Raw genomic sequence first — 17833 nt, 5'->3', positions numbered from 1 at the left:
TGCCGCCGGCCCGGCTCGGCGTGACGTCAGAGTCGGGAGGTGAAGGCGGCCAGGAAGCGGTGCGGGGTGACCGCGCCGGTGTTGTCGAAGCAGATGATGTCGACGTCGGCGTCGGTGGTGTACGTCCAGGGCTGGGTGAGGTGGCAGTAGTTGCTGCCGGCGCCCTGCGCCACCACCTGGGCGTGCGTCTCCTTGAGGCCGACCTGCGGGAAGGTCGCCAGGTAGCGGCCGGCGGGCGCCAGCGGCGCCACGGTGTTCGCGCCGACGCCGAGCACCGAGTTGTCGTTGGTCGGCCCGCCGACGGCGGTACCCAGGTAGCCGAAGTACGACGGCGGGCCGAGGGAGCCGATCACCGGCCGGCGACGGTGGTACGAGAGGACGAAGTCGGTGTTGACGAACGCGCCGGCCTGGTCGTAGCAGAAGACGTAGACCTGCACGTCGCTGCCGACCGCGCCCCAGGAGTAGACCTTGCACCGGCGCGGACCGGCGTTCGGCTGCACGGCGGTGACCTGCGGGTTGCCGGCGAGCACCCCGGCCAGCCCCACCCCGGGCAGCCGCACCAGGTACTGCCCGACGCCCACCGGTCCGACAGCGTTCGCGACGCCGGTGGAGTTGTACGACTGCGCCATCAGGCCGCTGCTCCACTGCACGTACGCGTGGGAGGTGCCGGCGGGCAGCACCCCCGAACTGGTCGTCCAGAGCACAGTGAACGGGGTGTCGTCGCGGGCGCCGCCGGGCTTGTGGCACTGCACGTCGACGATCTCGTCGGCACCGGACTGGAACCAGCGGACGACCTCGCAGTAGTGCCCGGTCCGGTTCACCGGGGTCACGTGCGGTACGCCCCGTGAGCCGGCCCCCACCTGCGGGAAGCGGACCTGGAACCGGCCGGGTGCGAGCTTGACGCCGTCGGCCCAGGCGGCCGGGAACGCGGTCTTCCAGCTGCCCCACTGCCGGCTGGTGTCCAGCACCGTCCAGACCGGCACGGTGGGGTCCTTGACGTACGCGAAGCCCCAGCGGTCGGCGGTTGCCGCTGCGGCCGGTGCCGCCGGCGCGAGTGCGCTGGCGGCCAGGACGGTGGCCAGTGCCGCGGTGATGAACGATCGGAGACGCATCTGTTCCTCCAGTCGACGGGAACATGTCGGAGAGGAGCGTGCACGTGGTGACTCCATGGTCACAGTCGGCTACCTCGCGCTCCGGTGTCGGCTGTCCGCTACAGAAGTGGGCGGCCCCTGCCCTCCCGACACACGACCCCAGGTCACACCCCCCACAGACCCCCGAATCCGCCAACCGTGAGTCACGTCGGGTTGGTGCGTGCCCTTGCGGGCGTGGATCCTCGAGGATGGCCTGCTTCTCGGCGGGGATGGCGGGGTCGCCGAGCGCAGCGGCCGCGGCTGCGTGATGACGTTGCGGATCGCCAGCTGAGTAGGCAGCCGAGACCTCGCCGCCGACGCTGGCGGCTCGCTGCAAGGATGGTGGCCATGGCGAGCTTCCACGCGCGGTACGTGTCCGGTGATCCCGACGACGTATGGCGCGACCTGCGCGGTCTTGGCCTACGGGTCTACGACGCCCCGTACCGCGAGGACGCCGAGGCGGTGGCGCGCGAGTTCGCCGACCGTGCCCGCAGGAACGTCGAGACGCTCGTTGAGCGGCTGCAGGCGCGGGGCTTCCGTGCGGAGGAGAACGACGACGAGGGGACGCCGTGTCGCGCCCACGTTCCCCCGTCACCGGACGCGCCCGCGCTGGCCGACTGGCTGGAGGTGACGTTCGCGCCGTTCCCGATGACGATCAGCGCGTGGATCCGGCAGGTGGGCGATGTGTGGCTCGTCGGGGAATTGCCGGGTTGGCCGGCCAGCGTGCTCGCGGACCCGTTGGTGGTGCAGCTCGAGTGGGCCGAGCGGGGCGGCTCGCGCTCCTACTACGAGGCCGAGCACGCGGCGTACCTCCGGGACACCGCGCGCCGGGACGCCGGCATCCCGTTCCAGCTCGACTACGCGCCCGACGAGCTCCACAAGGCGAACATCAGCGGCGACGCGCCCTACGGTATTGACCTGCCCGGCCCCGGAATCGACGGGAAGGTGGGGCCGGCGATCTGGTTCGTCGACGATCTCAACACTGCGTTCGCGGCCGGCGGCTTTCCCGGTGCGCTGTGGGGCGAGGGCTACCAGGAGCCCCCCGCCGGACTGCGCGAGTCGCTCGCCGCGGGGCTGCTGCGGCTCTGAGGCCGCCAGACGGCTGGCCGGTCAGACCCAGTTGACTCATTCGGTTGGTGCGTGCACCAGTCCCACCTGCAGGCATCACCGCGGGTTAACGCGACGCGGGCCTCACGAGCGCGGCGCGATGAGCCAGCTCAGGTCCGACGCCACCCACGCCACGAGGAAACCGCCCGAACGGCCGCACCCGCCCCACCCCAGGCAGTGAACGGGTCGACGAGCGGTTCGGGCGCGCCGTCACGGTTCAGCCGGGGCGGGTGACGATGGTCAGCGTCCTGCGGACGAATTCCAGTGCTTCGTCGCGGAGCGCCGGGGTTTCGGCCGAGACGATGAGGTAGCCGGCGCGTTCCGCGCTCCAGGTGGCCGCCGGCACGACGTCACCGGGGTTCTTCCACCAGCCACACGCGACGAACGCCGGGTGTGCCTCGATCTCGGCCATGCCCCGCATCTCGACCAGGATGCCGGGTGGCGCGATGGGGAGATAGCTCGCCGCGTACGCGACGGGACCCGCCGGTGGTTCGGGCAGGGGCATCGCCATGGCGAGCCGGACGACCATCTCGAACCAGTCCAGGCCGTAGGTGAGACCGAGCAGGTCCATGAGGTAGTCGCCGGGGGTCCGGACGGCGATCTCCATCAGGGTCGGCCCGTCGGCGGCGAGCCGGAACTCGAGGTGCACGATGCCCGTCCGCATGCCGAGGGCGGTCACCACCGCGGTGCAGAAATCCGTCACCTCGGCGGCGGCCTCGTGGTCGAGCTGGACGCCGGTGCGATGCGCTATCTCGACGAAGTGGGGCGGCTCGGCGGTCTCCTTGGCGGTGAGGTTGGCCAGCCACACCTTCCCCTCGCTGATCAGCGCCTCCCAGCTGTATTCCGGACCGTCCACGGCCGTCTCCACCAGGAGTGGACCCTCGTCGTTCCGGCGTGCCACAGCGTCCTGGAAGGCGTCCAGGGTGTCGACCAGTTCCACTCCCTCGCTTCCCGCGGCGGACAGTGGCTTCACGACGACCGGCAGGCGGGCGGTGGCCCAGTCGCGCGCCGAATCCAGGTCGCCGGTCATCAGATATTCCGGTTGGCGGATGCCCGCCGCGGCGAACAGGCCCCGTTGCAGCGCCTTGTTGCGGGAGACGGTCGCGGCGTGCAGGGACGGGCCGGGTACGCCGAGCCGGTCCTGCAGCAGGGCCGCGCCGAGCACGTTGTTCTCGGTGAACGCCACCACCCCTGCCGGCCGGCGGTCTGCCGCGGCGGCCCAGGCCCCTTCGGCCCACTGCTCGTCGTGGTTGCCGGGGGCCACCCGGATGTGGTCGACGAGCCCGCCCGTGTCGGCGGCTCGGGCCGCGCCTTCCACGGCTGCCACCCGCAGACCCAGTCGTCGCGCGGCGGCGAGGTAGGGCCTGCCCATGAAACCGACCCCGACCAGCAGCAGCTCAGACATGGGTGTCCGCCTTGCCGGCAGCCGTGACCTTGACCGAGGCGAAGATGTCCCGCAGGAACTGTTCGAGCACCGCCGTGGGTGCCGGGCCGACGATACCGGCGATGGGTACGTCGTATTCGGCGTAGCTCAGCGCCTGACTGACCGGCTCGTCCTCGGTGCGCTGCACCCAGCGCCAGGTCAGCGGGCTGCGCCGGAACTCGTCCGCGCCGTCGACGGTGCAGAACCTCGCGCCCAGGGTGTGACCGGGGATGATGAACCAGCCGTACTGGGCGTCCGGGCCGGAGTCGTGCGCCTCGGGGGCGGAGGCGCCGGAGGTCGAGAGGGCCCGCAGTTGCACCGACGGCATGTGCACGCCGGTCGCCAGCTCGAAGGTGTCGGCCACGCCGGCCCCGCCGAACCTGCTGGCCACCTCGAGGAAGACCAGCCCGTCGGGCGTCTCGATGCCTTCGAGGTGGAACAGGCTCGTGGTGATGCCGACGGCCCGCAGGCAGGCGGTGGTCCACTCCACGACGGCCGGCGGGGTGTCCGTCTGCACCGAACCGAGCGGGCTGCCCTCGGCGTACCCGAGGCAGGTGCCGACGTACCGGCTGGCCTGGAGCGTGACCGGTGTGCCGTCGACGGCCAACCCGTCGACGTGGATGATCGGGCCGCTGACGAATTCCTCGATCTCGAAGCCGGTCGGGTGAGCGTCGGAGGGCAGGCCGTCGCGGCGTACCGTTTCGAGGGCCGATGCGGGGGTGTCGAATACGCGTACGCCCTGGCTGGAGGCGCCGTCGAGCGGCTTGAGCACCGTCCTGCCCGACCACCCGACGTCGGCTCCGTCGAGGGCCGAGACCAGCGGGAGATAGCGCGGCACACGCAGACCCGCCCGGGCGGCGGCGGCCTTCATCATGACCTTGTCCCGGACGGGAAGCACGTCGGCCTCGCGGGGGCCGGGCACGTCGAGGGCCTCCCGGATGCGCGCCGCGGCGATCAGGTCGAACTCGGACTGGGCGATGACCAGGTCGGGCTTCGGGTGGCCGGCGAGCGCCGCCACCACCTCGGTCTCCGTGGCGCCCGTTCCGGGCCGCTCGATCCGTGTGCCGGGCAGCCGTGCGGGCAGTGTCGCCATGCGCTCGGCCGTACCGATGAACGTCACCTCGTGGGCTTCGAAGTCGAGGCCATCCGCGTAGCGGATGATGTCATCGGTGATGCGGTGCAGGATCAGGATGCGCATGCGGATACCTCAGTTGAAGGACCAGTGGGAGCAACAGAACGGCGACGAGGACGGATCCGAGCACCGCGCCGAGCAGGACGGCCTGCGGGCCGTGCGCGGTGGCGAAGACGGCGACGACGAAACCCGAGATCGGCAGGGAGACCTGGTTCAGCAGGACGATGAGGCCGATCGTCTTGCCGAGGTGTTCGCGGGGGATGCGGCGGATCCGTTCGGCGCGGATGAAGACGTTCAGGATGCCGACGGTGCCGATCAGCAACGTGTAGCCGATGGCGAACTGCGTGAACGTGTTCGCCTGGCTGATCGTGAGCCCACCCAGGCAGATGATCACGAAGGTGCCCAGGATGGCGACCAGTGGGGTGATCCGCCGGGACAGTCGCGGGATGATGAAGAAGATCAACAGGGAGAGCACGCCTTCGGCGAAGGACAGCACCCCGAAGTAGCGGTCGGGCTTGCCGAAGGTGCCGGTGGTGATGGCGGCGCTGGTCGCCATGCCGACACCCACCATGAGGTTCACCATCATCGTCAACCCGACGAGGCCCACGATCGCGGGGAGCTTGAACAGCGTGCGCCCACCCTCGGCCACTGAGGCCAGCACACCGCGTACCGTCGTGGGCTCGGTGTTGGTGACCGCACTGCGCAGGCTGCCGCGCAGCGTCAGGACGTTGATCGTGGTGAGCGCGAAGAGCACCCCGGTCACCAGCAGGAGATCGGTCGTTCCCAGCAGCGTGGCCAGCAGGACCGCGATGGCCGGCCCGAGCACGGTGCTCGCCTGCTCGGTGCCCTGGATGACGGACTGGGCGCGCACCATGTGCTCGGGGGGCACGAACCGGGGGAGCGTGGTCTCCATCGCGATGTACGCCTGGGCGCTGGCCAGGGACATGGACGCGGCGAGAACGCTGAGCGTCACCACCGTCGCGCCCGGCCACGCCAGCACGGCGACGAAGGCCCCCACGGCGAGCAGCGCCCGGACGCTGTCGGCGATCAGATAGAGCCGGTAGCCGTCGATCCGGTCGGCGAGCACGCCGGCGACGGGGACGAAGATGACCCGCGGCAGCCACTCGACCAGGAAGACGAGCCCGCTCGCGGCGACACTGCCGGTGGTCTTGAAGACCAGCAGGGGAATGGCGAACAACAGAAACTGGTCGGCCAGCGCGGCGACCCCCCGGCCCCCGACGAAGCGCACGATCTGATGGGGGCGGATGTCAGTTGTCGGGGACTCCCTGGCGGGGGCACGCAATGGTCCAGTCACGCAGAGCTCCCCCGTCTGTCCATCGAGGAGCGTAACAGCGCCCGATCAGCAGCGACAACCCCGTCCAATCGGTGCGCGGTGAGCAGACCGTGGCCGGTGGCCGGGTTCGGGCTCTGCGCACCGCACTCGTCACCGGTGATGGAACGACCCTGGGTGACCGGTACACAGTGGCTGGCCAACGACTCGGCCGTGCACGGCAGACCCTGCTGAATCGCCAGCGCCACCACGCCGGCGGCGTACGCCGTGGCACCTGACGTGCCGCTCGACACCAGCCAGCCGTCATCCGCACCCGTGCCGTCGTACTTGCTGTTACGGCGGTCGAACAGGCAACCGGGTTGGGTGGGGAAGAGGATGTAGTTGCCGTTGGGCAACATGCCGCACGGGCCGGAGACGTCCGGCACGGCCCGTCCGGGAAAGACCGCCGACCGGTAGCTGGAGGCGAGGTCGGCGGCCCGCAGCTCGCCGTCCGGGCCGACGTGTACGCCCCCGACGGTGATGGCACCAGGGGTGGCGACGGACTGGAACATGGCCGTCGGCCGGTCGGTCGAGCCGTTACCGGCGGCGAACAGCACGGTGCAGCCCTGTCGGATCGCGTTGGCGACCTCGAGATGCAGATGGGGTTCCGAGCGCAACGTCCCCCAGCTGCAGGAGATGACATCAGGTTCGAGCTGCACCGCCCGCTGGAACGCGGCGACGGGAAACGAGAAGCCCTCGGTGGCCATCTTGACCATCGTGAGCGACACGTCGGGCGCCACCGCCAGCAGCAACGCCGACATCGCGGTGCCGTGACCACGTTCGTCGACCGCGGGATCGAGCTGCGGCAGTGGGGCGACGACCGAGGTCCGGTAACCGTGCTGGCGGTGATGCGGGTGATCGTAGAGGCCGGTGTCGACCATGACGACCCGGACGCCGTCGCCGCGGACACCGGCGGCGTGCAGTGCCTCGGCTCCGGCCACCCGCACCGCATCGCCGGGGAGGCGGAGGTGGTGCCCGGTCCCGCGCACCACCGGCGGCGACGCGGTGGCGGTCAGCTCGAAGCCGGAACGCGGCACCGAGACCGCACTGATCAGGTCGGCGCACACCCGGGAACGCAGTGGACCCCGCGCCACGAGTTCGTAGCGGGGGGAGTCGCGGATGTACTTGTTGCGGATTGCGGCGACGGCGCTGCCGAAGACGTCCCCGAGCAGGCTCTGCTCACCGCTGACCGTCAGGCCCGCGTCGGTTCGTGCCTCGATCGCGAGGCCTTCCCGGAGCAGCGCCTCGGCAACCCGGTCGACGGTCGCCGGCGTGGGAAGGAACTCCTCGACAGGGCGGCGAAGCAGCTCGGCGGGGTCGGTGAGGCTGCGCCCGGACGCCGCCCGTGGGACCACTGTCAGCACACCCCGCCGGGTGAACGCGGCGATCTCGTCATCGATCATCGGAGGTCACCAGGTCGCGCAGGCGGGAGCGGTCGAGTTTGCCGGTCGGTGTCAGGCCGACCTCGCCCTCGTCGATCAAGATGATCTTGGCGGGGACCATGTACGGCGGCAGCACCCGCGCCAGCTCGGCCCTGAGGTCGGTCTCGGCGCCGGTCCGGTCGGCAGCCAGGACGAAGAGGGTGATGGCCCGGCCGGCGACCCGGTGCCGGGTCACCACCGCGCAGCAGTCGACCACCCAGTCCACGGCGAGCGCCGCGGCTTCGACCTCGGAGGTGTGCACGAGGTTTCCGGCGATCTTCACGGCATCGTCGCGGCGGCCGACGAAGACGAGCTGACCGGCGCTGGTGCGCCGAACGAAGTCGCCCGACCGGTAGTACCGGACCCCGGGGGAGCCGCGCGTGATCAGCACCTGCTCGGTCCTCGCCCGCTCCTCGCAGTAACCCAGCATGACCTGCGGGCCGCCGATGAGCAGCTCACCCGCTTCGCCGTCGGGCACCGGTCGCAGGTCGTCGTCGACGATCAGGACGTCGACGGCGGGCAGCGGGGTCCCGATCGGCAGGTACTCGTCATCGTGGCCGGCGATGTCGTCGGTCACGTACAGGGTGGCGCTGTGCGTGGTCTCGGTCGGCCCGTAGCCGTGCACATAGGTCAGACCCGGAAGCTTCTTGTCCATCGCCCGCAGCAGCGAGGTCGGGCACGACTCGCCGCCGAACCACAGGCGTCGCAGGGAGCTCAGGTCGCGGCGGTCGATGTCGCTGAACCGTCCGAGCAGCATCCGGATGACCGAGGGCACCAGCAGCACATCGGTGATGCCCCACTGCTCGCACGCCTGCGTGACCTGGCCGGCCATCGACAGCCGGGGCAGCAGGTGCACGCTGCCGCCGACGAGGAAGGTGGAGTACAGGTCGACAACGGACGCGTCGAAGAACAACGGCGCCACGTTCAGGTATCGCATCCGTTCCGGGAAACCGACCACCTGCTGTACGCCTTCCAGCAGCGCGCACACACTGCGGTGGCTGATCATGACGCCCTTCGGGCCGCCGGTCGATCCCGACGTGAAGATGACGTACGCCTGGTCGTCCGGCGTCCTGTCCCCGTACGCCGACGGCCGGTAGTCGGCCTCAGCCGACACGTCCCAGGAGTCACCGGCGACCACCGGAGTGCCCGCCGCCGCCTCGGCGAGCAGCCCGAGATACCGCGGATGCGCCACCGTCACCGTCGGGCGGCACCTGGCGAACAGCACCGCGATCCGGGCCGGCGGCAACGACTCGTCGACGGGGACGTACCGCGCGCCGAGTCGCAGCGCCGCCACCATGCAGACCACCGAGTCGACGGACTTGTCCATCACCATCGCGACGGTGCCGTGCCGCCCGACGAGGGGAGCCAGCAGGTCGGTCAGGGCCTGGACCCGCCGGGCCAGTGTCCGGTAGGACACCTGGACGCTCGTGGCCAGATCGACCACCGCCACGGCGTCGTCGTCGTGGCGGCGGTCGAGGACCTCGTCGACGAAGCGGAGCGAACCGCCGGTCACCTGTCGACCATCTCGAGTTGCTGGCACACCGCCTCCAGCAGCTCCGGGAAGCTGTCCAGCTTCTGGTCGTACGACCCGAAGTGGCCCATCCCCTCCATCACCGTCAGCCGGCTGCCGGTCAGTCGGTGCAGCTCCCGGGCCACGTCGATGGGAACCCACGGATCGTCCGTCGAGTGGAACTGGACGATGAAGCGTTGATTCCGCTTGATCGCCGCCCAGTCCCACGGCTGGTCGAAGAATCCGCTGCGCCGTTCGAGTTCGAAGCCGCAGTCGGTGTGGTGCCCGGCCACCACGAAGGTGCCCAGCAGCGGCGCCGACTCCGCGTACCGCAGTGCGGTCAGTGCTCCCGACGAATGCCCGACGATGACCGTCTGGTCGTCCGGACGGATGACGTCGGTCAGGTAGGGCAGCCAGTAGCGCATCCGACCCTTGATCGGATCGGGGAAGGTCTGTGCCACCACGTTGTGGCCACGAGCCTCAAGCTCCCGTTTGAGGTACGGGAACCAGATGCCGTCGATGGTTGCTCCGGCGTTGCCGTGCACCAGGACGACCCGTACGCCATCAGACATAGGAGTCGTCGTTGAGCTGGTCCTCGAGCATGGTCGCGAGCGAGCCGAGGGTGGCGAAGTGCTCCACCGTCAGCAGCTCCGGTTCGAGTTCTATGTCGTAGTACGACTCGAAGGCCAGCGTCAGCTCGATCATCTGGGTGGAGTTCAGCGAGAGCCCGCCGTTGAACAGGGGCGTGGTCGAGGCCAATTCGACGTTGTGGTTCGGGAAGACCTCGGCTGCGATCTTGCGCAGGTCGTCCTCGATGTCGGCGCGGGTCTTCCGGTCGGTGCTCGTCACGTCAACCCGCCTTCGGTGCGCTGCTGGAGTCGGCTGGCCGGGTCGCCAGCTTGGACTGCAGGAAGACCGGTGTGCGGGGGATGTTCATCTCGTCCTGGTGGAACGGGTTGCGCTTGTTCTTGAGGGAGAGGTACATGGTGCGGCGGGCCCGCGCCTTCTCCTCGTCGGAGTAGAACAGGAAGGCGATGTTGCCCGCGTTCTCCCGGCCGACCTCGGTGAGGGTGATGTCCTCGTCGGTCTCGATCGCGTACCCGCTGTCGACCATCCAGTTGATCTCCCGCCGGTACTTCTCCAGGTTGGCGACGTCCGCTTTGCGTACGGTGCCGAAGACCGGGAAGAACACCATCACCCGGTTCTCGACCTCGTCCTCACTGCAGATCCGACCCTGCTCGATCGGGATGATGCCGTCCTCGACATCCTTGATCCAGCGGTCCACGTTGGTGTGGTTGCGGTAGCTGCGCTCACCCATGTAGTTCTCGGCGGCCGGGCCGATGCCCAGGGTGTAGCTCGCCCGGTAGCCGTTGCCGCCGCAGGCGTGGTCCAGCCCGATCGGGCCGGTCTCGTCGAGGTGGGTGAAGAAGTTGATCAGGAGCTGCTTGTCGTACCCGTAGTCGGCCAGGCTCTCCTTGATCTGGCGGTACTGGACCCGCTCGATGCTGCCGGACGGCAGCACGTCGCTCACCTTGCCGGCCCGGATCTGCTTGTCGAGCCGGGTGCCCTCCCACTGGTTGAACCGGTACGTCTGGACGAAGCTGGGGCGCAGCTCGGCGCAGATGCCGTGGATGTCGGAGGCGAGAATCTCGTCGGTCTGACCGGCGAGGTTGTACATCAGGTCCAGCGCGAAGGTCCTGATCCCGGCCTTGCGGATGTTTTCCGCCGTCTGGTAGACCTGCTCGACGGTGGCCTTGATGGTCAGCTTGCGGCGGATCTCCTCGTTGAGCGTCTGCACGCCGAACGAGATGCGGGTGATCCCCAGGGACTTGAGCATCTCGATGTAGCCGTCCGTGGACAGGCCGAGCGGGCTGCCCTCCAACGAGATCCCGTCGACCTCGCTCAGGTCGAACTCGCGGTGCACGGCCTGGATGATGGTCGCCATCGACTCCTGGTCGAGCGCCGACGGCGTGCCCCCGCCGAACTGCACGTACTTGATCTTCGTGCCCTGGAAGTACGCCGAGCGGGCGTTGCGCTCGATCTCCTTCACCATGGCCTTGACGAACCGCACCCGCTGCTCGCCCTGGTACTTCGCCGAGGACTCCTTGAAGCAGGCACAGAAGTTGCAGAACGCCTCGCAGAAGGGGATGTGGAAGTACAGCAGGATGTTCGTCTGCTGCGGGTGCGTCTGACGGTCGAGGAAGGAGAAGTACTCCGCCTTCTCCTGCTCGGTCCGCAGCGCGTCCTGGAAGCCGCAGATCTTCGGGTAGAACCAGGTGACGTTGGTCCGCTTCTCCGGGCTCTCGAAGTCGTCCTTGAGGTAGAAGTTCGAATCGAGACCGAGCATGAACGAGTTCTCGGTGGTAGTCATGTCTGTCGATCCCATCCCTTATGAGGCGGACTTCTTGCTGACGGAATTGGCGTCGCTCTGGTAGATCACCGGGTACTGCTGGCTCATCTCACCGTTGATCAGGATCCACTCGAACTTGTCCTCGGGCAGCTCGACATCGGCCCAGATGGCTTCCGGCGGACATTCGGCAACGCAGGCGTTGCAGTCGATGCACTCCTCCGGATCGATGTAGAGCATCTCCGGGCCTTCGTGGAAGCAGTTGACCGGGCAGACGTCCACGCAGTCGGTGTACTTGCACCCGATGCACGCATCGGTGACGACGTAGGCCATGATCTAGATCTCCTGACGGGTTGCGCTGCCGTGGTCAGGCGTGGACAGTCGAAACTTCGGTGAGCCGGCGCATCCAGCCGAACCGGTCGATCACATCGCCGCGGTGCAGGCCGTCGAGCACCTCTCGGTGGTGCGACGCCACGGCGACGCTGCCGGGCAGTCGGTATTCCTCCCCGCCGTAGCCGAGGCCGTTGATGGACACGACGCCCTCGACCGTCCCGGTGCCGAAACACTCGGTGATCCGGCCGTCGCTGATGCCCTCCAGCACCTCCGCCAACGGCAGCGGCCGTTCGTGGACAGTGGTCCCGGCATCACGCGACAGCTTGATGATCGAGTCGCGGATGATCCCCGGCCGTACGGTGCCGTCCAGCGACGGCGTGGTCAGGACGCCGTCGATGACGAAGAACGCGTTCATCGCGCCGATCTGCTGGACAGTGCGCTCCGGACCGCCGCCCACCCACAGCACGTGGTGGTAGTCGTAGTTGGCGGCGATCTCCCGCGGGACCAGCCCTGGCCCGTAGTTGCCGACGGCGTTGATGTCCCCCGTGCCGCCCGGCCACGCCCGCACGTAGTCGTTCACCACCATCGCCCGCACCGGCAGGTCGCTCGGAGCCGGCCGGGTCAGCGGGCTCGCCACGATCGTGAACAGGCACTCCTCGGCCGGGGCGACCTCGAGCGACGAGCCGTTGCCGGCCAGGACGGAGTGCAGCAGCAGCGCCGATCCGGGCTGCGCCGGGATCCACGCCTCGTCCAGGTCCACGAGCCGGCGGATCGCGAGCCAGACGCGGTCGAAGTCGAGTTGCGGGAGCGCCATCCGCCGGGCCCCGTTGTTGAGCCGCTTGATGTGGCTGTCCGGGCGGTACACCGACACGGACCCGTCGGTCATCCGGTAGGCCGCGAGGTCGTCGAAGACCGCCTGCCCGTGGTTCAGGGCCGAGGACGTGGGCCGTACGGACGGCAGCGCGTCCCGGTCGGCGATGACCATGCCCTGCCAGGACCGCCGCTTGCTCCACCGCATCGAGTACGCGTGGTCGGTCAGAACGCCGCCCGGGCGCGTCGGCGCGTCGGCCGCCGGCTTCGAACGGGGTGCGGTCGTCGCCTCGACGATCAGATCGTTGTCCTTGCTCACGATCAGCTGCCTTCCTTGTCGGATATATCGACCCGCACGTCGCGGAGCACGGCGGCGACCAGGTTCTCGACCCGGCCGGGATCGCCGACGAAATAGACCTGCGCGACCCGGTTGTGGAAGATGTCGTCGGGATCGAGCGCAACGCCGCGCTCGGCCTCGAAGACGATCCGGTCGAACTCGTCGACATCGAGAAACGGCTCGATGCCGGACACACTGCCGGCGAAGGCGCCCGGCCGATCGGTGGTGACGAAGGCGACGCCGGCGCTCACCGACGAGACCGGCTCGTCCAGGTAAGTGCCGCCGCGAGCCGCCTCAGCCGTCGCCAGGTAGAGATCCACCCCGGGACCCGCCATGATCAGTTCGGGGATGCAGTCGCCGGCCAACCGGGCGCCCACCTCGATCAGCACCGGACGGTCGTCCGCGGCGATGCGGGTCTCGATGTGGAACGGCCCGACGGTGATGTCGAAGGCGGCGACCACCTGCGCGGCGAACTCGTGCAGCAGCTGTCCGTGCGGTGAACTCTGCGGCGGCGTGGCGATGTGGCCCATCTCGAAGAACTGCGGCAGCGCGCCGACGAGTTTCGTGGTGATGCTGACGAGATGCACCCCGGCTGCGTCCACCCAGCCCTCCAGAGAGAACTCGGGGCCCTCGACGTACTCCTCGACCAGGGCGACCCGCCGCGGATCGTGGTGGAACTTGACCTCGCCGTACCGGTGGATCTCCGCGCAGGCGCGCTGGTACTCGTCCGCGTCCCGGGCGAGGCGCACCATCAGGCTCCCGCCCCAGTCGGCCGGCTTGACGACCACCGGGAACGCGAAGGGGCATTCGCCCACATCGTCGGCCGGGATCGTGATCGATGCCGGGACGGCGATGCCGTGCTTGACGCAGCGCTCCCGCATCACGTCCTTCTGCCGGACGGCCTCGGCCGTATCCTGACTCAGCGCCGGCAGCCCGAGGGCGCGGGCCAGCTCGGCCGCCGGCCCGACGGCGTACTCGAAGCCCGCGATGACGCCGGTCGGCGTCACCCCAAGCCGCTCGACGAGCGCCAGCAGAGCGGGGACGCCGTGGTCCGGATGCCAGTCGACGACGCGCGCACCGGAGTGGACCTCCGCGGGCAGCAGGTCGGGGAACTGCGTCGGGATCAGGCACGGGACACCGGCCGTCACCAGCCGGCTCGCCAGCTGGATCCCGGCCGAGAGCGGCTGGACGACTATCAACACGCGGCGCCGACCTTCCCCACGTGCAGGGTGAACACCATCGGCACCGGACCGAAGTTCTCCAAAGTCCGCAGCCCCTGCGCCCGGGCCGCGCGGTCGGTGGTCACGCAGGCGTCGTATTCCCCCGCGGCGCAGGCGGCGGCGGCCACCGAGTTGCTGCTCGCGTACGAGATGGTGCCCCGATTCGTCACCAGGCAGCTGGGGGCGGGATGGGTGACGATGGTGGTGACGGACTGCTGTCCCGGCCGCGCGGCGAGCACCATGTCGTACGTGTCCAGGATGAAGCTGTCGGCCATCGTGAGCCGATGCAGGTTGCCGAACACCAGGTCGTGCAGGCGCGGATAGACGGCACAGGCGAGAATCGCCTCGCTGCCGTCGAACGTCATGACGTCGAGTCCGTCCTCGACCTCGGCGTGCAGGACCACCCGGCCCGGGCGCTGTCGGTCGGCGAACCAGCGGTGCGCCGCCTTCTCCAGGTTGGTGCCGGTCGGCCCGAGCGTGTGGATGGTGGTGACGTGCGGCAGTTCGGTTGAGTTGGAACCTGCTGTGGAACGGCCGTTGGCGTCAGGCATCCGCCATCTCCCTTACTGTCGGTCGGTCGAGCTGTGAACGGATGCAAGGTCTTTGCGTACGCTCCGCAGCCATCCGTGGGTGTCCGGACGGCCGCCGTGCTGGATCTCCATGAGCGTGTGCCGCACCCGGGCGGTCACCACGCCCTCCTGCCCGTCCCCGATCGTCACGTCGTCGTCCCTGTCGGCGATCCGGCCGACCGCCACGACCACGGCGGCGGTCCCGCAGGCGAACATCTCGACGAGTCGCCCGGACCGGGCGCCGGTCATGAGGGCGTCGATCGGTGTCGGCTCCTCCGTGACCGGAATGCCGAGCTCACCGGCGAGGGCGATGACGCAGTCGCGGGTCACGCCCCGCATGATCGTCCCCTGGCACGGCGGGGTGGTCAGCCGCACACCGTGCCGCTCGTGGTCGTCGCGCCAGACGAAGAAGACGTTCATGCCGCTGAGCTCCTCGACCCAACGGAACTCGAGGCCGTCGAGCCACAGCACCTCGTCGTAGCCGCGCGCCTGGGCCCGCTTGCGGGTCAGCAGGCTGGCGGCGTAGTTGCCGGAACACTTCGCCTCGCCCATCCCGCCACGCACCGCGCGAACCGTGTCTGCCGAGCTCAGCACGGAGATCGGCGTGAAGGCCCGACCGAAGCAGGGGTCGGCCGGATAGGCCAGGAAGGTGCACCGGTAGCGCCGCGAGTCGCGGAGCCCGAGCTCGGCTTCGGTCGCGATCAGCAACGGGCGCAGGTAGAGACCCTGGCCCGGTTCCTCGGGAATCCAGCCGTCGTCAGCGGCGACGAGCTGAGCGCAGGCGTCCAGGAACAGGTCGGCCGGCATCTCGGCCATCGCCAGCCGACGCGCCGACCGGGCCAGCCTGCGGGCATGGTCGGCGGGGCGGAACAACGCGGCGGAGCCGTCGGGCTGGCGGAACGCCTTCAGGCCCTCGAAGACGCTCTGTCCGTAGTGCAGCACGAGGGTCCCGGGATCCATCGTCATCGGGGCGTACGGCTCAACGGAGAGGTCGGACCAGCCGCGGTCGGCCGACCAGTCGACGACCACGGTGTTGTCGGTGTGGAACCGGCAGAATCCGGGATCGCGAAGGGCGGCGGCACGGTCGGTGATGGTCAGGATCCCGTCAGACATGGACCTCACTGCCCCAGAGGCTCAGGGGTGCCCGAGGGCCGCCGTACCTGTCCGCCTTGTTCTCCGGCTCCAGTAGCAATCTCTCGTAGAGGAAATCGGTGACCTTCTCGCGATAGGACTCGTCGTCGGCAATCGTCTCGAATTCCTCGATCGTCCGGACGAGTTCCTTGGCCGACGCGACGATGTCCGCCTTCCCGGCCAGACTGCGCCGGCCGTCGTCGCCGATGGTGAACAGGCCGTGCTCGGCAAGCCACGTGCCGAGGGCGAAGCCGGTCCCGGAGTCGAAGTTGCGCAAGGGGCGCGGCTCTGCCGGGTAGCGGAAGAGCCGTTCCAGGATGATGTACTCGAAAATGATGTCGCCGTAGGGCACCGACTCCTCGTGGCAGGCTATCGCCGACTTCAGGTCGACCTTCAGCTCCTCGGCGAGACCGGGGCGCCATTTCGTCTTCAACGCCAGGTGCTGATCCAGTGGACGGGGCCCGGTGTGGTGGTAGTAGTCGTGCAGGTAGCCCCAGACGCAGCGCGCCTGATAGACGTCCTCCGGGTCGACGTCGGCGGACGCCAGCCCCTTCGAGTCGGCGAACGGGGAACCGACACCACAGAGCCGCGCCACGATTTCCAGCGTGCGGGCGTAGATGGTGGTGTGCCGGTTGAAGAAGAACCAGGCGAACGACTGATCTACTGTGGGAGTGGCCGTCGGGATGTTCTCCGGGAAGAAGACGACGCAGTTTCCGTCGCGCAATCCTGGGGAAGCGGAAAGAAGTCGGGTCGACTGGAACACCGCTTTGTCGTGCGGATAGCGCGACTGAAGCTCGGTGGTGCAGTCCGGGTCCTGGCGAACGACAGTGAACGCCTCGAGGAAGGCGCCGCGGGAGCCGTCGCCGTTGGGCAGGGTGACCGGTCCGACGAAGGCGGCGGCTTCTCCGTCCTCCGGCGCGGGAACGGTGTCACGGGTCGCGTCGAAGGCCGGCTTCTCCAGGAAGCCGGAGTCTGACCAGGCGCGCAGGTCGTGGACCGTGGCCTCGATCTGGCGCGTCGGCATCAGCGGAGCGAGCTGCTCGACGTCACGGCAGAGCTGGTCGAGGTGCGCGAGGGCCTGATCGCTGTCGCCACGGATCTGGGCCGCGCGGATCAGGCCGGCGGCCGGCACAATGCGACGCTCGAATTCCAGGAGCTGAGAGAGCGTGCGTGGTTCCACAATATCCCCTCGGCAGCAGCATCGACGCCGTTACGACGTCCCACCCGTGATGCACCTCGAAGTATGCACGACTGTTGCCCATCCCCCGAGGAACCGCTTGATCGAAATCCTCAGGGGCTGCTCCGGTTCCGTCAAACAACTCTCGCTATCTGGGATATAGACATAAATGACTATGGGTATTGCCGATCTTGACTGCCCCTTGTTTTGCCCGATTCCGCGGTAAATATCTGCTGATGGTCAGTGTCGAACCTCCACACCGAATAGCTAAAGTCAACAATGTGGCATCGACGGTCAATCAAATAGTATGAGCTGTATGTCCAAGTTGGACGAATAGTGGCAGGAAGGCGTTCAGGTCGGTTGGCCCACGCCCGCGACGAAGGCGTGCGCCAGATGTCGGCTGTGCGTCAGGGTGATCAGCCAGGAATGGACACCGGCCGCCTCGGCGAGCGCCGCCGCGCGCCCGGCCAGGGCCAGTTCCGGTTGCCCGGAGTGCCGGCGCACCACCTCGATCTCGCGCAGCGCCGCCCCGCTCAGGCCGGTGCCGAGAGCCTTCAACACCGCCTCCTTGGCGGCGAAGCGGACCGCGAAGCGTTCCGCCGGGTCGCGTTCGAGCAGGCAGTACGCGCGCTCACCCGCAGTGAAGTGCCGCTCCGCGAAGCGGGGCTGCCGGGCCAGCAGCGCCCGGATGTCGTCGACGTCGACGAGGTCGGTGCCCGCACACACGACCACCCGGCCCACCACCTGGCGGGCGGCGCTGTCGGCGGCCGCGACGATCCGCTCGTCACCCCGGCTCACCGGCGCACCGTCCCTCCCGCGTCGCCGCAGTCTGCCTATGACCGGCGACAATACGGTC

17 protein-coding genes are annotated in these 17833 nt (G+C 69.0%); 1 reads left to right on the top strand and 16 read right to left on the bottom strand.

What is annotated here, in order from left to right:
* Positions 1-26: 26 nt before the first annotated feature.
* Entirely contained in the window at positions 27-1112 is a 1086-nt protein-coding gene (locus QSK15_RS21650; protein ID WP_285795984.1) for a hypothetical protein, read from the bottom strand.
* Between the two features lie 366 nt (positions 1113-1478).
* Here QSK15_RS21650 and QSK15_RS21645 point away from each other — a divergent pair, with 366 nt between their 5' ends.
* Positions 1479-2219 (top strand): uroporphyrinogen-III synthase, encoded by a 741-nt coding sequence (locus QSK15_RS21645; protein ID WP_285795983.1) that lies wholly within the window; start codon positions 1479-1481, stop codon positions 2217-2219.
* Between the two features lie 235 nt (positions 2220-2454).
* Here the strand turns inward: QSK15_RS21645 and QSK15_RS21640 are convergent, their stop codons facing one another.
* The 15 genes from QSK15_RS21640 to acpS all read right to left on the bottom strand — a co-directional run bounded on the left by QSK15_RS21640 (position 2455) and on the right by acpS (position 17775).
* Entirely contained in the window at positions 2455-3642 is a 1188-nt protein-coding gene (locus tag QSK15_RS21640) for an ATP-grasp domain-containing protein (protein ID WP_285795982.1), read from the bottom strand.
* Entirely contained in the window at positions 3635-4858 is a 1224-nt protein-coding gene (locus QSK15_RS21635) for an ATP-grasp domain-containing protein (protein ID WP_285795981.1), read from the bottom strand. Before QSK15_RS21635 ends, QSK15_RS21640 begins: the two co-directional genes overlap by 8 nt.
* Positions 4824-6041, bottom strand: a complete 1218-nt coding sequence (locus tag QSK15_RS21630) for an MFS transporter (protein WP_285795980.1) — start codon at positions 6039-6041, stop codon at positions 4824-4826. Before QSK15_RS21630 ends, QSK15_RS21635 begins: the two co-directional genes overlap by 35 nt.
* A 62-nt stretch (positions 6042-6103) precedes the next feature.
* Positions 6104-7525, bottom strand: a complete 1422-nt coding sequence (locus QSK15_RS21625) for a S8 family serine peptidase (RefSeq protein WP_285795979.1) — start codon at positions 7523-7525, stop codon at positions 6104-6106.
* Positions 7515-9056: an amino acid adenylation domain-containing protein gene (locus tag QSK15_RS21620; RefSeq protein WP_285795978.1), complete on the bottom strand. Its 1542-nt coding sequence runs from the start codon at positions 9054-9056 to the stop codon at positions 7515-7517. Before QSK15_RS21620 ends, QSK15_RS21625 begins: the two co-directional genes overlap by 11 nt.
* The gene (locus QSK15_RS21615) at positions 9053-9625 is read right to left on the bottom strand and encodes an RBBP9/YdeN family alpha/beta hydrolase (RefSeq protein ID WP_285795977.1); all 573 of its coding nucleotides are present in this window, start codon (positions 9623-9625) and stop codon (positions 9053-9055) included. Before QSK15_RS21615 ends, QSK15_RS21620 begins: the two co-directional genes overlap by 4 nt.
* On the bottom strand, positions 9618-9902 hold the full coding sequence (locus tag QSK15_RS21610; protein WP_285795976.1) for an acyl carrier protein: 285 nt from the start codon (positions 9900-9902) through the stop codon (positions 9618-9620). Before QSK15_RS21610 ends, QSK15_RS21615 begins: the two co-directional genes overlap by 8 nt.
* Position 9903: 1 nt before the next feature.
* Positions 9904-11424, bottom strand: coding sequence for a coproporphyrinogen-III oxidase family protein (locus tag QSK15_RS21605; RefSeq protein ID WP_285795975.1), 1521 nt, complete (start codon positions 11422-11424; stop codon positions 9904-9906).
* An 18-nt stretch (positions 11425-11442) separates the two neighbouring features.
* Positions 11443-11733, bottom strand: coding sequence for a 4Fe-4S dicluster domain-containing protein (locus QSK15_RS21600; protein ID WP_279516015.1), 291 nt, complete (start codon positions 11731-11733; stop codon positions 11443-11445).
* A gap of 34 nt (positions 11734-11767) precedes the next feature.
* Complete coding sequence (locus tag QSK15_RS21595; protein ID WP_285795974.1) at positions 11768-12862, bottom strand: aminotransferase class IV; 1095 nt, start codon at positions 12860-12862, stop codon at positions 11768-11770.
* Between the two features lie 2 nt (positions 12863-12864).
* A complete protein-coding gene (locus tag QSK15_RS21590; protein ID WP_285795973.1) occupies positions 12865-14082 on the bottom strand; it encodes an ATP-grasp domain-containing protein in 1218 nt (405 codons plus the stop codon).
* A complete protein-coding gene (locus QSK15_RS21585; protein ID WP_285795972.1) occupies positions 14076-14651 on the bottom strand; it encodes a hypothetical protein in 576 nt (191 codons plus the stop codon). Before QSK15_RS21585 ends, QSK15_RS21590 begins: the two co-directional genes overlap by 7 nt.
* 12 nt (positions 14652-14663) lie before the next feature.
* The gene (locus QSK15_RS21580; protein WP_285795971.1) at positions 14664-15782 is read right to left on the bottom strand and encodes a branched-chain amino acid aminotransferase; all 1119 of its coding nucleotides are present in this window, start codon (positions 15780-15782) and stop codon (positions 14664-14666) included.
* The gene (locus QSK15_RS21575; RefSeq protein ID WP_285795970.1) at positions 15775-16980 is read right to left on the bottom strand and encodes a DUF6421 family protein; all 1206 of its coding nucleotides are present in this window, start codon (positions 16978-16980) and stop codon (positions 15775-15777) included. The genes QSK15_RS21580 and QSK15_RS21575 overlap by 8 nt, the downstream gene beginning before the upstream one ends.
* Before the next feature lie 348 nt (positions 16981-17328).
* Complete coding sequence (gene acpS / locus QSK15_RS21570; RefSeq protein ID WP_285795969.1) at positions 17329-17775, bottom strand: holo-ACP synthase; 447 nt, start codon at positions 17773-17775, stop codon at positions 17329-17331.
* Positions 17776-17833: the final 58 nt, after the last annotated feature.

The sequence above is a fragment of the Micromonospora sp. NBRC 107095 genome (assembly GCF_030269705.1).
In the GTDB taxonomy this organism is placed as follows: domain Bacteria; phylum Actinomycetota; class Actinomycetes; order Mycobacteriales; family Micromonosporaceae; genus Micromonospora; species Micromonospora parva.
This window is presented reverse-complemented; position numbering and strand designations above follow the sequence as displayed.

Coding starts and splice junctions, on each gene's coding strand:
- QSK15_RS21635 (WP_285795981.1), bottom strand. CDS start 4,858: ATGCGCATCCTGATCCTGCACCGCATCACCGATGACATCATCCGCTAC.
- QSK15_RS21615 (WP_285795977.1), bottom strand. CDS start 9,625: ATGTCTGATGGCGTACGGGTCGTCCTGGTGCACGGCAACGCCGGAGCA.
- QSK15_RS21650 (WP_285795984.1), bottom strand. CDS start 1,112: ATGCGTCTCCGATCGTTCATCACCGCGGCACTGGCCACCGTCCTGGCC.
- QSK15_RS21600 (WP_279516015.1), bottom strand. CDS start 11,733: ATGGCCTACGTCGTCACCGATGCGTGCATCGGGTGCAAGTACACCGAC.
- QSK15_RS21580 (WP_285795971.1), bottom strand. CDS start 15,782: ATGTCTGACGGGATCCTGACCATCACCGACCGTGCCGCCGCCCTTCGC.
- QSK15_RS21605 (WP_285795975.1), bottom strand. CDS start 11,424: ATGACTACCACCGAGAACTCGTTCATGCTCGGTCTCGATTCGAACTTC.
- QSK15_RS21645 (WP_285795983.1), top strand. CDS start 1,479: ATGGCGAGCTTCCACGCGCGGTACGTGTCCGGTGATCCCGACGACGTA.
- QSK15_RS21625 (WP_285795979.1), bottom strand. CDS start 7,525: ATGATCGATGACGAGATCGCCGCGTTCACCCGGCGGGGTGTGCTGACA.
- QSK15_RS21640 (WP_285795982.1), bottom strand. CDS start 3,642: ATGTCTGAGCTGCTGCTGGTCGGGGTCGGTTTCATGGGCAGGCCCTAC.
- QSK15_RS21585 (WP_285795972.1), bottom strand. CDS start 14,651: ATGCCTGACGCCAACGGCCGTTCCACAGCAGGTTCCAACTCAACCGAA.